This window comes from Peribacillus phoenicis, assembly GCF_047238085.1.
Classification (GTDB): Bacteria; Bacillota; Bacilli; order Bacillales; family DSM-1321; genus Peribacillus.
The window spans coordinates 2,722,626-2,737,298 of the sequence record NZ_JBDFMF010000001.1 but is presented as its reverse complement, the minus strand read 5'-3'; the positions used below and the strand labels follow the sequence as shown (position 1 = coordinate 2,737,298).

8 protein-coding genes and 2 pseudogenes are annotated in these 14,673 nt (G+C 37.9%); 9 read left to right on the top strand and 1 reads right to left on the bottom strand.

The window, feature by feature from the left end:
• Positions 1 to 48 precede the first annotated feature (48 nt).
• From ABC374_RS13350 to ABC374_RS13330, 5 genes and pseudogenes are all read left to right on the top strand, one after another.
• Positions 49 to 1,614, top strand: coding sequence for a sugar ABC transporter ATP-binding protein (locus tag ABC374_RS13350; protein ID WP_413018281.1), 1,566 nt, complete (start codon positions 49 to 51; stop codon positions 1,612 to 1,614).
• A gap of 80 nt (positions 1,615 to 1,694) precedes the next feature.
• On the top strand, positions 1,695 to 2,597 hold the full coding sequence (locus tag ABC374_RS13345) for an ABC transporter permease (protein WP_225988884.1): 903 nt from the start codon (positions 1,695 to 1,697) through the stop codon (positions 2,595 to 2,597).
• Between the two features lie 55 nt (positions 2,598 to 2,652).
• Positions 2,653 to 3,687, top strand: a pseudogene (locus tag ABC374_RS13340) (glycoside hydrolase family 32 protein); the annotation flags it as partial.
• A gap of 78 nt (positions 3,688 to 3,765) precedes the next feature.
• Positions 3,766 to 5,700 (top strand): glycoside hydrolase family 32 protein, encoded by a 1,935-nt coding sequence (locus ABC374_RS13335; RefSeq protein ID WP_413020345.1) that lies wholly within the window; start codon positions 3,766 to 3,768, stop codon positions 5,698 to 5,700.
• A 117-nt stretch (positions 5,701 to 5,817) separates the two neighbouring features.
• Positions 5,818 to 6,783 (top strand): carbohydrate kinase family protein, encoded by a 966-nt coding sequence (locus ABC374_RS13330; protein ID WP_350299072.1) that lies wholly within the window; start codon positions 5,818 to 5,820, stop codon positions 6,781 to 6,783.
• Positions 6,784 to 7,657: 874 nt separating this feature from the next.
• Here ABC374_RS13330 and ABC374_RS13325 read toward each other — a convergent pair.
• Entirely contained in the window at positions 7,658 to 8,749 is a 1,092-nt protein-coding gene (locus ABC374_RS13325; RefSeq protein ID WP_350299071.1) for a GntR family transcriptional regulator, read from the bottom strand.
• 333 nt (positions 8,750 to 9,082) lie between these two features.
• On the opposite strand from ABC374_RS13325, the gene ABC374_RS13320 reads away from it, so the two are divergent.
• From ABC374_RS13320 to ABC374_RS13305, 4 genes and pseudogenes are all read left to right on the top strand, one after another.
• A complete protein-coding gene (locus tag ABC374_RS13320; RefSeq protein ID WP_413018278.1) occupies positions 9,083 to 10,693 on the top strand; it encodes a xylulokinase in 1,611 nt (536 codons plus the stop codon).
• Between the two features lie 22 nt (positions 10,694 to 10,715).
• Complete coding sequence (locus ABC374_RS13315; protein ID WP_054395601.1) at positions 10,716 to 11,411, top strand: L-ribulose-5-phosphate 4-epimerase; 696 nt, start codon at positions 10,716 to 10,718, stop codon at positions 11,409 to 11,411.
• A gap of 52 nt (positions 11,412 to 11,463) precedes the next feature.
• Positions 11,464 to 12,889 (top strand): annotated as a pseudogene (gene araA / locus ABC374_RS13310) (L-arabinose isomerase).
• 310 nt (positions 12,890 to 13,199) lie between these two features.
• A complete protein-coding gene (locus ABC374_RS13305; protein ID WP_413018276.1) occupies positions 13,200 to 14,594 on the top strand; it encodes a sugar porter family MFS transporter in 1,395 nt (464 codons plus the stop codon).
• Positions 14,595 to 14,673: the final 79 nt, after the last annotated feature.

Genomic DNA, 14,673 nt, shown 5'->3' with positions numbered 1-14,673 from the left:
CTCCTTTAATCAGCCTATTCAAATCAATATAAGGGGTGAGATAAAGGTATGGCTGTCAATGAAATGTCCCTTAAAGGCCAACAAAGTCTAAAAAAGCCAGTGTTAAATATGGAAGGGATTAGTAAAACGTTCTCAAGTGTAACCGTATTGAACAATGTGAGAATTGAACTTTATCCAGGTGAAGTACATGCATTAATGGGAGAGAATGGCGCTGGAAAGTCAACATTCATGAAAATCCTTGCAGGCATTCATACACCTGATGACAATGGTGGGAAAATCTACTTAAAAGGTCAACCAATTTTATGGAAGGACCCTACTGATGCAAGGAACAAAGGAATTAGTGTTATTCATCAGGAGTTAAACCTTTCTCCTAATTTAACAATAAGCGAAAATATCTTAATGGGTTCGAACTTTCCTAGAAATGGTTTAGGAATGGTGAAATGGGATGAGGTTCATGAACGTGCCCAAGAGGTGTTAGATTCAATGGGGTCGAATCTAAATCCACGCCAATTGGTTTCGACCTTAAGTGTTGCTCAACAACAAATGGTCGAGATCGCTCGAGCATTATCCTTTAATGCAGAGGTACTCATAATGGATGAACCAACCGCCTCTTTAACAGATAAAGAAATAAAAAAGCTGTTTGAAATTATTGATGATTTGAAAAAGCAGGGAGTTGCTATTGTATATATCTCTCACAGAATGGAAGAAATCTTTAAAATTTCTAATAGGTTCACTGTATTACGTGACGGTGAATGGATTGCAAGTGGGCCGATTGAAGAGACAAATCCTGATCATCTCGTAAAGCTGATGGTAGGACGGGATTTAAAAGACTTGTTTAATCGGTCAAAAGCTTTTGGTGCAAAAAATCCAAAGGAAGTTTCACCTGTACTTGAATTGAAAAATGTTTCTGATAACACAATTGTAAAGAATGTATCTTTAAAAATTTACCCAGGTGAAATTGTTGGTTTGGCGGGGCTTGTTGGTGCTGGTAGAACAGAATTGGTTAGGGCCATTTTCGGTTTGTCCGAGTTGAAAAGTGGCGAAATATTGGTTGATGGTCAATCTGTTAGAATCAAATCCTCAATAGATGCTATTGCGAATAGGATTGCACATGTACCTGAAAGCAGGAAAGAACAAGGGTTATTTTTATCAATGTCCGTAAAAGAGAACATCATAATGGCTGAATTGAAAAAACACGCTAAAGCAGGAATTGTTAATTGGAAGCAAGCAAATGAAAGCGCTAACCAATATATTGAAGACTTAAATATAAAAATAGCTTCCCCAGAACAGCAAGTATCAAACTTAAGCGGTGGGAATCAACAAAAGGTAGTGATTGCTAGGTGGCTATCAATTGCACCAAAGGTATTACTACTCGATGAGCCAACACGAGGGGTTGATATAGGTGCCAAGACTGAAATCCACAAGATTGTTTCAAAGCTTGCAGATGAAGGATTGGCCGTTTTAATGATATCATCTGAACTTCCTGAAGTATTGGGGGTAAGTGATCGAATACTTGTCATGAGTGAAGGAAGGTTAACAGGCGAGCTTTCCAAGGAAGAAGCTACACAGGAAACAATTATGCGTTTAGCTACCAAAGGGGGGAGAGAGAAATGAGAGGGAATACGCAAACTATTACACATTCACAACGCCTAAATATAGGAAATGTCCTTTATTCTTTATGGAATAGGCTTGGCATGATCATGATTTTATTATTATTGTGTGTAGTACTTTCATTTACAGCACCAAATTTTTTAGATACAGCCAATTTATTGAATGTATTAAAACAAGTTTCCATTATTGCTATTTTAGCTGCTGGGATGACAATCGTTATTTTAACTGGTGGTATTGATTTATCAGTTGGTGCAACAGTTGCTCTATCTGGCGTTATCTCAGTCATGGTCTCTTCTGCAGGAGTTAATCCTATTATTGCGATGTTATCAGGCGTACTAGTAGGGTATGCAGTAGGACTGATTAATGGTTTTCTTACAGCCAAAGCAAAGTTACCAGCATTTATTGTTACACTAGGCAGCTTCACATATGTTCGTGGACTCGCTTATGTCATTAGTGGCGGTTATCCAATTGTTTTACAAAACGAAACATTTAAATTCATCGGTGGTGGAAGTATTTTTGGAATCCCCACTCCCATTTATATCATGTCTTTAGTATATGTTGTGATGTTTTTTGTTCTTAAATATACGATGTTTGGTCGTCATATTTATGCGATTGGTGGCAATGAAGAGGCAGCTCGGTTAACTGGAATTAAGGTTGAAAAGTCTTTAATCAATGTGTATTCGATTAGTGGTTTACTAGCTGGTTTAGGAGGAGTCGTTTTAGCGGGAAGGTTGTTTTCTGGACAGCCAACTGCTGGTCAAATGTATGAATTAGACGCAATTGCTGCTGTTATTCTAGGAGGAACAAGTTTAACAGGTGGAAAAGGGAAAATAATAGGAACAATTATTGGGGTTTTGATTATGGGGGTAATCAGTAATGGGTTAACTCTAATGGATGTCAACTATTATTGGCAGTTAGTTGTAAAAGGTGGAGTTATTGTAGCAGCCGTTTTATTAGATCGATTGCGCGGAAATAGTCCAGCATAACGATCACATGTCATTTTAAATTTTAAAAAAGGGATGTGAAATAAAAGTGAAGAGGATTATTAGTATTCTCCTAATATGTTCAACTGTCACTTGTTTACCATTTAATAGTGCATATGCAGAAGACCCTGGGTATTATAATGAACCATACCGTAATCAATTTCATTTTTCTCCTGAAGCTAACTGGATGAATGATCCGAATGGTATGGTTTTTTATAAAGGTGAATATCATTTGTTTTATCAATATCATCCGTATGGAACGACATGGGGACCGATGCATTGGGGGCATGCTGTCAGTAAAGATCTTGTTAATTGGGAGCATTTGCCGATTGCTTTATCGCCGGATGAAAACGGTCAGATTTTCTCGGGGAGTGCTGTTATTGATTGGAACAATACAGCTGGCTTTGGAAAAGAAGCAATGGTTGCCATCTTTACGCATGCAGGGGATAAGCAAGTCCAAAGTATAGCGTATAGCCTAGACAAAGGAAGAACATGGGAAAAGTATAAAGGGAATCCCGTAATGCCAGACCCTCCTTTACAAGATTGGCGCGATCCTAAAGTATTTTGGCATGAAGAATCAAACCAATGGGTTATGTCGTTAGCGGCTAAGGATAAGATCATGTTTTATACCTCACCTAATTTAAAAGAGTGGGAGTATGCAAGTGAATTCGGCGAAGATGGTGGAATACAAGCAAATAGCTTAGACAGAACTTCTTATACCATGTCATCCCAGACAGGTGAATCATTTAGCTATGAGGGAGATATTACCCTTAATGAGAAGAATGGGAGAGAAGGGGCAGGCGGTTTAGTTTTTCGGTCAGATAGGAGTGCAAAGAACGGCTATGTTGCGAGCTTAGATGCCAAAAACGATGTCATAACATTAAGTAAGAATGTAGATGGAACAAACGAGGAAATTGCGAGAAAACCTTTTACCCTCAAAACTTCAACTACCTACCATGTGAAGGTGGAAACAGATGGGGATCAAATTCAAGTCTCTGTAAACGATCAATCTGTTATAAAAAAAACAGATATAGAATTCGATTATGGATACTATGGATTGTCAGCGTGGAATTCAACGGCTGCCTTTCGAAATGTGGAGTTCAAGAATACATCTAACTTTGAAACCAATTTATCAAAATGGACAGATGTAAACGGAAGCTGGGAGAACACGATGGATGGAAAAAGTGGAACATCTACGGAGGATGCTTTTGTAATGAGTGGTCAAACAGGGGATAACTTTTTTTATGAAGCAAACATAGAGATATCTGGGGAAAAAGGTGGCAATGGAGCGGGCTCGCTCGTTTTTCGTGCAGATCCTAATGCAACAAACGGTTATATGGCGAATATCGATGCTTTAAACGATACAATAAAATTCATGAAAATCGAAAATGGAGACATATCTATTCTAGCTGAAAAAACAATAAATCTAGATACAGATAAAAGGTACCATTTAAAAGCAAGCACTCATGGGAAAATTATTAAAATTTCTTTAGATGGTAATCTCATTCATGATGTAAATGATTCAACTTTTTCATCAGGGCATTTTGGCTTAAATGTTTGGAAGTCATCCACGTTATTCCAGAATGTTCAAGTTGGTAAGAACATCATGACAAATGAGAAGGAAATTACTAATCATGATTTTGAGACAGGTGATCTAACTGGGTGGAGTACAATCGAAGGTAATGCTTTCACAAACGATCATGTGACAAATGTAGCATCATACTGGGGAGGGGATTTCGGCCACCAAGGAAACTACCACTTATGGGGGTTTACTGATCTTCAAAAGGGAGATGACGCAACAGGTGAACTGCACTCCTCATATTTTAAACTAGATGGCTCTGGAGAAATCAACTTTCTGTTGGGCGGTGGTAATGATATCAACAACCGCTATGTTTCGTTAGTGAGAGCCTCTGATGATCAAGAATTAATTCGACAAGCCAATACCAAATTTAAAGAAGAAAAATATCAAAAATACGTCTGGGATGCTTCTAAATACATTGGAGAAGTGTTATATATTAAAGCTGTAGACCAAGCTACAGGTGGTTGGGGTCATTTAAACATGGATGATGTTAATGTTTATAATGAAGGGGCCATGCCAAATGAAGTTGACCAAGTTGCCAAAGAGGCTGAGAAAGACGATTCGAAAGAAAGCGGCATCCTTACAGACTGGTCTGCTGTTTCTGGAGAGTGGATACCTTCTACTCATGGTAGTAACGGAGGGATTTGGGAATGTCCTACTCTAATCGAATTACCAATTGATGGTGATCCTTCAAAAACAAAATGGGTACTACAGGTAAGCATTAATGATGGCGCTCCTGCAGGCGGGTCAGGTATGCAATATTTTGTAGGTACCTTTGACGGAAAAACGTTTGAAAATGAAAATCCTTCCGATCAAGTGTTATGGACTGACTACGGGGCAGATTATTATGCCGCAGTAGATTGGAGCGGAATTGAAGGTAAGAATGGCGAAAAATATTGGATTGGCTGGATGAGTAATTGGCAATATGCAAATAATACACCAACCTCGACTTGGAGAAGTTCAACGACATTGCCAAGAAAGATGGAGCTAACTCAGACAGATGAAGGTTTACGTTTAAAACAAACACCAGTTTCTTTAAAAACCATTCGAGATAAGAGTGAAAAAATTTCATATAAAAATAAAGTCATATCTGGTGAAAGTAATCTCCTATCTAAACTATCAGAAGATACATTTGAAATGATAGCTGAGTTTGATGTAGATGATATAAAAGCAACTGAATTCGGCTTTCAAGTTCGTAAAGGAGCAACTGAATATACGACTATTGGCTATGATGTTGCCACCAAACAGTTATTCGTAGACCGTTCAAGTTCAGGAAGCTTTGATTATGGGAACAATGTAGTCGGTAAGCATGACGGACCGTTAAATGCATTAAATGGGACTGTGAAAATGCATATTTTCATTGACCGATCTGCTGTAGAAGTGTTTGGAAACAAAGGTGAAACTGTTATTTCTGATCAAATTTTCCCGGATCCATCAAGTAAAGGATTACAAATTTATAGTAAGGGTGGAGAAGTTACATTAAAGTCTTTGAAAATATACCCTTTAAAGAGTATATGGAAAAGATAAAGACTAAATTTCAATCCTATTAAAGAGGGGTTGATAGTAAGAGTTTATGAAGGCTGTCGAAAATGATCGATAGCCTTTCATTTTACCTAAATCACAAGAATGGAGAGTGTAATGTAAATGAATAAAACAAACCGCGCAGTCATATGCGTTGGGGAGCTTTTGATCGATTTTTATTGTACAGATATTGATGTTAATTTAATAGAAGGTAATCATTTTCTAAAGAAAGCCGGGGGTGCACCAGCGAATGTCGCAGCTACTATTTCAAAGCTAGGTGGGGAAGCGAGTCTTATTGGAAAAGTAGGAAATGACCCATTTGGATTATTTTTAATAGAAACGATAAAAGAGGTAGGGGTTGATACATCGATGATTGTTACTGACGATTTAGCACCAACTACTTTAGCGTTTGTTTCTTTACAAGCAAATGGTGAAAGGGATTTTGTATTCAATAGAGGAGCGGATCGAAATTTAACAGAGGATAACTTATACCTAGATAGATTAAGTGGTGCAAAGATCATTCACTTTGGATCTGCAACTGCATTTCTGGAAAACCCTTTTAAAACAACTTATTTAAAGGCAATGGAATTTGCAAAAAATAGGGGGATATTTCTATCGTTTGACCCTAACTTCCGACATGATTTATGGAAAAATAGAGTGGCTGAATTTATTAGTTTAGCTAGAAAGGGAATATCAATGGCTGACTTTGTAAAAGTAAGTGAAGTAGAGCTTGAACTAATCACGGGAAAAATGGATAAATATGATGGAATAGCAATGCTCCATCAATTAGGGGTAAAAATTGTGGCTGTTACCCTTGGATGGGAAGGCACTCTTCTTTCAAATGGAAGTGGAATGAGTGTAATAAACAGTGTCGAAGTAAAGTCAATTGACTCAACTGGTGCTGGTGATGCATTTGTCGGTGCTGCTTTATTTCAATTTGCAAATCTTGAGTCCTATGACACAATTTTTAGTGATTTTAGTAAACTTAAAGAGATCATTCTTTTTGCAAATAAAGTAGGTGCCGTAGTGTGTACGAAGGTAGGAGCGATTTCTTCTCTACCAAACGAAGAGGATATATATAAGATTTAGTCTTCATCATATCGTTTCGGATTGTGAAAAAATCGCGGTACACCTGGCTTAGGAGGTCTGGGTGCATCGCGATTTTTTTGGGATCTACATTCGAAGGTTTCTTTATTGATGTTAAAGGAATATCCTACTTCAGAGGCGGTATTAACAGCCGGGAAAAGTAGACTAGCAGAGAGTGTTATAGAGTTCTGTTCTAGCCGATCGGTTGAAGGGGCATGGGAAAGCAAATAACAATGGACTCCGCATCTCGAAATCCACTTCAAATAAACGTGTATGAAAGTCACGTAATCGATCTTCGAAAGTGATCCTGGAGTAACAACGTTTCGTGTAGTGATGATATGTGGAATCATTATATCTTTCTCTTTTCTCAGTGAGAAAGGACTTCTGAGAAAATTAGCTTTAGGTCTTAGTATATTTGTTGGTTTAGTTTAATTTATGGCCGTAGAATTAATGAGAATAATATTCCAGGGTAATGGATTTTAAATTGATTATTCTACAAACAGGTGCTTACTTCATTACCAGGAGCTGATCAACAGCTCCTTTTTCTTATGCAACTAAAGGGGCAGGTTAGCTCGATAGCCAGTATATAATTGTACACCGTTTGCTTGGTACATCCTATCATATCGGCGATTTCCGTATAGTTTCGACCCTTTAAATTACATCAAGATACATTGGTAGCGCTAAAACATCCGTAAATCTTTTAAACCGTGCAAGCATTTTTTTATTTCTAGGATTTCTGGGTTAAGGGTTTCCTTTTGAATGGTTTTCATCATTTGACTACCTCCACATAGGTATGATTGGTTACCTAATAAGAATTAGACAAACATTCCCAAAAACCTCTAATTCCATTTATATAGTGATTGATCACACACTAAGATTATTGTATTTCTAACTCTTTGACAGTTTCACCTTCAATTAACACTGGTTGATAATAGGTTTCGTTTGGTAAATCCTTCTTTCCTTGTAATTTCTTAATGACCCAATCAGCTGCATCATGTCCCATTTGTTCTTGTGGGTGTGTCAATGTCGTTAGTTTGATATTAGCATTTTTCGCAATATAAGAATTGTCCTGGCCAATAATCGATAATTGTTCGGGAATAGAAATATCAAGTTGTCTGCATACATTTGCTACCTCCAACCCTACTTCGTCGTTATAGCAAACAATGGCAGTCAACACGTCTCTATTTTCATTTAGGAACCCTTTCAAGTTCGTGTATAGGTCTAGCTTCGTTTCTGTAGTATACGAAAGCAATTGCTCTGGTTGAAAGCGTAATTTGGCTTCTCCAAGTGCTTTTATATATCCCTTCATTCGATACTTTCCTTGTAAATCATCCATCTTCGAAATGATTCCAATTTGGGTGTGTCCTTTCGAAATCAATTCTTTTGTTGCGAGATAGCTTGACTGCACATCATCTAGGCAAAAGAAAGGAACCTCTAACTCTTCATAATAAGCGTTGATCATGATGAATGGAACCTCTTGTTCCTTAAACAATAGGTAGTAAGCGATGTTGGGATTGTATAGATTGCTTTTTGTAGGTTCAATGATCAAACCATCCACGCCAAATGACAACATCATTTCCAAGGCTTTTTTTTCTTGTTCGACATCATTATTTGTACTGGCTAATAATAACGAATAATTATCTTCATTCAATCTTCTTTCAATTCCGCGGATAATAGAAGGGAAAATGTAATCAGAAATGTAGGTCGTGATTACACCGATGGTTTTATTTTTGGAATTGCCACCAGATTTTGATTGATATTGGTTACTAACATATGTACCAGATCCTTTTTCACTTCTTAAGAATCCCTCGTTTGATAATTCTAAAATGGACTTTCGTACAGTGTGTCGGCTAACGTTGTACATTTCTTGCATGACAGTTTCAGTAGGGATTTGTTCCCCTACACTATATTCACCTGTAAGGATTTTATTTTTTAAATCATCAATGATTACCTGATACTTTGGTTTCATTAAATCTCACTTCTTTCATAGTTGTTTGCATTCTAATTATTTGCTTGAAATATTTGTGCGGACATATTCTAACATAGTTTTGAATAAATTAAAACAACTCACCTTAGTTTTTTGTATAAATTATCGAAAAGTTATAAATTCCTCCTATTTACCACTTAGTCATATAAATTCCTTTATTACTAATTTTAAAGTGAGGGTGGAGGATTTTTCTTAAAAGTTGTAAGTATAAATAATATTTAATGTTGACAAATGTACGTACAAAAAATATAATATGGTTGTTACTAAATTTAAGCGCCTCCTTTTATTGAAAGCGCTGCCAGAAGGGGGATTAACGTGCAAACGAATATATTAAAAATTAAACAAGCGATTACCGAGGGAGAAACTTCACTTGGAATCGAATTTGGATCCACACGTATTAAAGCGGTGTTGATTAATAATCGTTATGAAACAATCGCATCTGGAAGTTATGAGTGGGAGAACCTCTTGGAAGATGGAATTTGGACGTACAACTTAGTGGATATTATCACTGGTTTGCAAACAGCTTATAGTGAAATGAAGCAAGAAGTTGAACGGAATTACGGAATTACAATTCGAAAAATAGGTTCTATTGGATTTTCTGCAATGATGCATGGCTATATGGCTTTTGACAGTACAGGGGAGCTACTTGTTCCGTTTCGAACTTGGCGTAACTCAACAACTGGAGTTGCAGCAAATGAATTAACTAATCAATTTCAATTTAATATCCCTGAACGATGGAGTATTGCTCATCTTTATCAAGCAATATTGAATGAAGAGAAACATTTGCCTCGCATTGATTATATTACGACTTTGGCTGGATACATTCACTGGTTATTGACTGGTAATAAAGCAATTGGCATTGGAGATGCTTCAGGCATGTTCCCAATTGATGAATCAACGCAAGATTACAATGAACCAATGGTCAAGCAGTTTGACGCATTAATTGCGAAAAAAGGTTATCCATGGAAGCTAAAAGAGATTCTTCCTAAAGTCTACATTTCAGGCGAGCAAGCGGGTGAATTAACCGAAATTGGAGCGAAAATCCTGGATAGATCAAGTAATTTACAACCAGGCACTCCAATTTGCCCACCAGAAGGCGATGCTGGAACTGGAATGGTTGCTACGAATAGTGTGAGGAAACGTACTGGCAACGTCTCAGTGGGAACTTCCGTTTTTGCCATGATTGTACTAGAGAAAGAACTTTCAAAAGTATATCCAGAAATTGATTTGGTAACTACACCAAACGGAAGTCCAGTTGGAATGGTTCACGCGAATAACTGTTCAAGTGATCTCAATGCTTGGCTGGGATTGTTCCGTGAATTTTCTGAGGCAATGGGACAAAAAATTGATACAAATAAATTATTTGAAGTAATGTTGAATAAGGCTTTGGAAGCGGATCCAGATGGTGGCGGTTTGCTTAGCTACGGTTATTTCTCAGGTGAAAATATCACAGGATTAGAAAAAGGGCGACCATTATTTGTCCGCTCGCCTGAGAGTCAATTCAATTTAGCAAACTTTATGCGGACTCACCTTTTTACTGCTTTCGGTGCATTGAAAATCGGAATGGGTATTTTGACAAAAGAAGAAAATGTTGCAATTGATCGTATTTTGGCTCACGGTGGTTTATTTAAAACCCCTCTTGTTGGACAAAAAATTGTTGCGGCTGCAATGAATACTCCAGTATCAGTTATGTCAACAGCAGGAGAAGGCGGCGCGTGGGGAATGGCGATTCTTGCATCTTACATGATGAATAAAGATCAAAAAGAAAGTTTAGAAGACTTCCTCGACAAAAAAGTATTCGAAGAGGTTTATGGACAAGAAATTTATCCTGATCAAGTAGATGTTAAAGGATTTGAAGCATTTATTGAAAGATACAGGAAGGGTTTAGTGATTGAGCAGGCTGCTGTAGACAATTTGATGTTATGAGTGGAAAACTGGAGGGATTGACGTGTTAGAACAACTGAAAGAAGAGGTATTTCAAGCAAATTTGGACTTGCCTAAATATGGTCTCGTGAAATATACATGGGGAAATGCAAGTGCCATTGATCGTGAAAGCGGTTTATTTGTTATCAAACCTAGTGGTGTTGATTACGAAACGATGAAAGCCAGTGATATGGTCGTTGTTGATTTAGATGGCAATGTTGTTGAAGGAGAGTTGAGGCCTTCATCAGATACAGCGACTCACGCAGTACTTTATAAGTATTACCAAGAAATCGGCGGCATTGTACATACTCATTCAACTTGGGCGACAATCTGGGCTCAAGCAGGCCTTGATGTTCCAGCGATGGGGACCACTCATGCAGACACATTTTACGGATCCGTCCCATGTGCCCGCTATCTAACACAAGAGGAGATTGATCGTGGGTACGAAGTGGAGACTGGGAAGTTAATCATCGAAACATTTGAAGAGCGTGGGTTAGACATTTTAGCCGTTCCTGGTGTCTTACTTCATGGTCATGGTCCGTTTACTTGGGGCAAAGATGCAAAATCCGCCGTAATGAATAGTGTGGTGTTGGATGAAGTTTCGAAAATGAATTTATTTACACGGGATTTAAATCATTTTGCAAAAGAATTACCACAAAATATTTTGGATAAACACTATTTACGAAAACATGGAAAATATGCTTATTACGGTCAAAAGTAATTTCAACTCTATTAAATTATCAAACCATTAGAATTAAGAAAAGAGGATTATTATGTTAACAACAGAAAAAAAGGAATTTTGGTTCGTCGTAGGATCACAACATCTATATGGGGAAGAAGCGTTAGCAGAGGTCAAGGCGCATGCACAAACGATAACCGATTCATTAAATGAAAGCGGTATTTTACCTTATCCACTTGTATTGCAAGATTTAGCTGTTAGTGCAGATAGAATCACAAGCATCATGAAAGAAGTCAACTATCGTGACGAAGTTGCCGGTGTCATCACTTGGATGCATACTTTCTCACCTGCAAAAATGTGGATTCGTGGAACAAAACTATTACAAAAACCATTCCTTCATTTAGCTACACAATTCAATGAAAGCATTCCTTGGGCAACGATTGATATGGACTTTATGAACCTGAACCAATCCGCTCATGGTGACCGTGAATATGGTTTTATCAATGCCCGTTTGAAAAAACAAAATAAAGTTGTTGTAGGTTATTGGGAGCGCCCTGAAGTGCAAAAGCAAATTGCACAATGGATGGACGTAGCGGTTGCTTATAACGAAAGCTTCAACATTAAGGTCGCTCGCTTTGGAGACAACATGCGTAACGTTGGAGTAACCGAAGGGGATAAGGTTGAAGCGCAAATCCAATTTGGGTGGACAGTTGATTATTTTGGAATCGGAGACCTTGTTCAATATGTAAATGCGGTTACTGATGAAGAAATTGATACTTTATTTGCAGAATACGAAGGCCTTTATGAATTTGATTATGGTACCTACAGTAGGGAGGATTGGGAGAAAAGCGTAAAGGTACAGGTAAGCTATGAAATTGCGATTAAACGTTTCCTTGAAGATGGTGGTTACACGGCCTTTACAACGAACTTCGAAGATTTATATGGGATGAAACAACTTCCTGGTTCTTGCCGTCCAACGTTTGATGGCACAAGGATATGGCTTTGCGGGTGAAGGAGATTGGAAGACGGCAGCACTTGATCGCTTACTGAAAGTGATGAGCCATAATCAATCAACTGGCTTTATGGAAGATTACACATATGAATTAGCTGCTGGACAAGAATCAATCCTTCAATCACATATGCTTGAAGTCGACCCATCTTTAGCAAGTAACAAACCAAAAATTGTCGTATCTCCATTAGGTATAGGTGATCGTGAAGATCCAGCACGTTTAGTATTCGACGGCAAAGCAGGAGACGGTGTCGTTGTTTCCATGGCTGACTTTGGTACAAACTATACACTTTTGATTAATGAAGTTTCTGCATTCGAGCCAACAGTTCCAGCACCAAACCTGCCAGTGGCCCGTGTACTTTGGGAAGTGAAGCCAAACTTCCAAGATGGAGTGAAAGCTTGGCTTGAGAATGGTGGCGGTCACCATACAGTTGTGTCATTGAATTTAACAACAGACCAAATCATAACCTATGCAAAACTTGTTGGCTTGGAATACGTAGTTATTAAGTAATGTCTCTCCCTCCAAGGAGGCTCTGCTTCCTTGGAGGGAAAAAATAGGTAATCCAGAAGTTGAAGAATGGAAATAGTGACCATTAGTATGATCCCTTTATTTTCGTAAGCGTTTTCGTGGTTTTTAGGGAAAAGATGAAAGCGTTTTAATAGACAATGAAGACACGGAATTCATCCTAATAAATAATTTTTACTATGGAAACTGGAATGTATTCGTAGTTTGAAAACACTATTATTATTTCTCAAAAAGCAATCAATATTTTTAGTGGTGGGATTAAATATAATTTTAAAACCTTTAGGGGGGAACTTAAATGGTTAATGAAAAGAAAATCTCAAGTGGATTCATTTATTTTTTTGGGGCTTTTGGAGGCATTCTCTTCGGATATGATATCGGCGTTATGACGGGTGCTTTGCCTTTTCTGCAACATGATTGGAACCTTCAAAACAACCCTGGTGCTATTGGCTGGATTACCTCTTCGTTGATGTTTGGAGCTATTTTTGGAGGTGCCATGGCAGGACAACTTTCTGATCGTTTAGGACGGCGCAAAATGATTTTAATATCTTCTATCATTTTTGCTGTTGGATCCATTTTGGCAGGAATATCCCCACATAATGGGCTCCTTTTTATGATTGTTGCCCGGATTTTATTAGGGTTGGCTGTTGGTGCTGCTTCTGCGTTGGTCCCAGCCTATATGTCGGAAATGGCGCCTGCACGTTTACGTGGACGTCTGTCAGGAATTAATCAAACAATGATTGTCTCTGGAATGTTGCTTTCGTACATTGTCGCTTATTTATTGAAAGACTTAACAGGAACAATGGCTTGGCGGTTGATGCTTAGTTTGGCTGCCGTACCTGCTTTGATCTTATTTATTGGAGTGTCAAGATTACCCGAATCACCACGTTTTTTAATTAAGAACAATAAAATGGATGAAGCTCGTAAGGTGTTGGGCTATATTCGCTCTAACAAAGAACAAATTGATTCTGAAATAACGCAAATTCAAGAAACTGTTAAAGAGGAAGCAAAGGTAAATCAAAAAGCATCATGGGGTACACTTTTAAGTAACAAATACCGTTATTTAGTAATGGCTGGTGTGGGTGTTGCTGCGTTTCAACAATTCCAGGGAGCGAACGCAATTTTTTATTACATTCCTATGATTGTGGAAAAAGCAACAGGGCATGAAGCCAGCTCAGTATTGATGTGGCCGATTATTCAAGGGGTTATTCTCGTACTAGGTTCATTAATATTCCTAATGATTGCTGATAAATTTAATCGCCGTACTTTATTAACAATCGGCGGAACTATCATGGGGCTATCCTTTATTTTGCCGGCAATATTGAATTTATTAATCCCTAATGCAAATCCGATGATGATGGTCGTTTTTTTAAGTATCTATGTAGCACTTTATTCATTCACGTGGGCTCCTTTAACTTGGGTCATAGTTGGAGAAATTTTCCCGTTGGTAATTCGCGGGCGTGCGTCAGGATTAGCTTCATCATTTAACTGGATTGGTTCTTTCTTGGTTGGATTGCTATTTCCAATCATGACTGCTTCGATGTCTCAAGAAGCTGTTTTTGCAATCTTCGGTGCTATTTGTTTACTTGGTGTTTTATTTATCCGGACATGCGTTCCTGAAACTAGAGGTCATACTTTGGAGGAAATTGAAAAAATTGGGGAAAGTAGACAAGCTAAGGGGAAAAGTGCTTAAATTAGACCTATTAAGGTTTGGAGCGGAATTAAAAGAAGCTATACGCGAATAGAAGAGATTTTAAATCAGGGGGGCATAA

Coding starts and splice junctions, on each gene's coding strand:
- ABC374_RS13330 (WP_350299072.1), top strand. CDS start 5,818: ATGAATAAAACAAACCGCGCAGTCATATGCGTTGGGGAGCTTTTGATC.
- ABC374_RS13345 (WP_225988884.1), top strand. CDS start 1,695: ATGATCATGATTTTATTATTATTGTGTGTAGTACTTTCATTTACAGCA.
- ABC374_RS13305 (WP_413018276.1), top strand. CDS start 13,200: ATGGTTAATGAAAAGAAAATCTCAAGTGGATTCATTTATTTTTTTGGG.
- ABC374_RS13335 (WP_413020345.1), top strand. CDS start 3,766: ATGGATGGAAAAAGTGGAACATCTACGGAGGATGCTTTTGTAATGAGT.
- ABC374_RS13350 (WP_413018281.1), top strand. CDS start 49: ATGGCTGTCAATGAAATGTCCCTTAAAGGCCAACAAAGTCTAAAAAAG.
- ABC374_RS13325 (WP_350299071.1), bottom strand. CDS start 8,749: ATGAAACCAAAGTATCAGGTAATCATTGATGATTTAAAAAATAAAATC.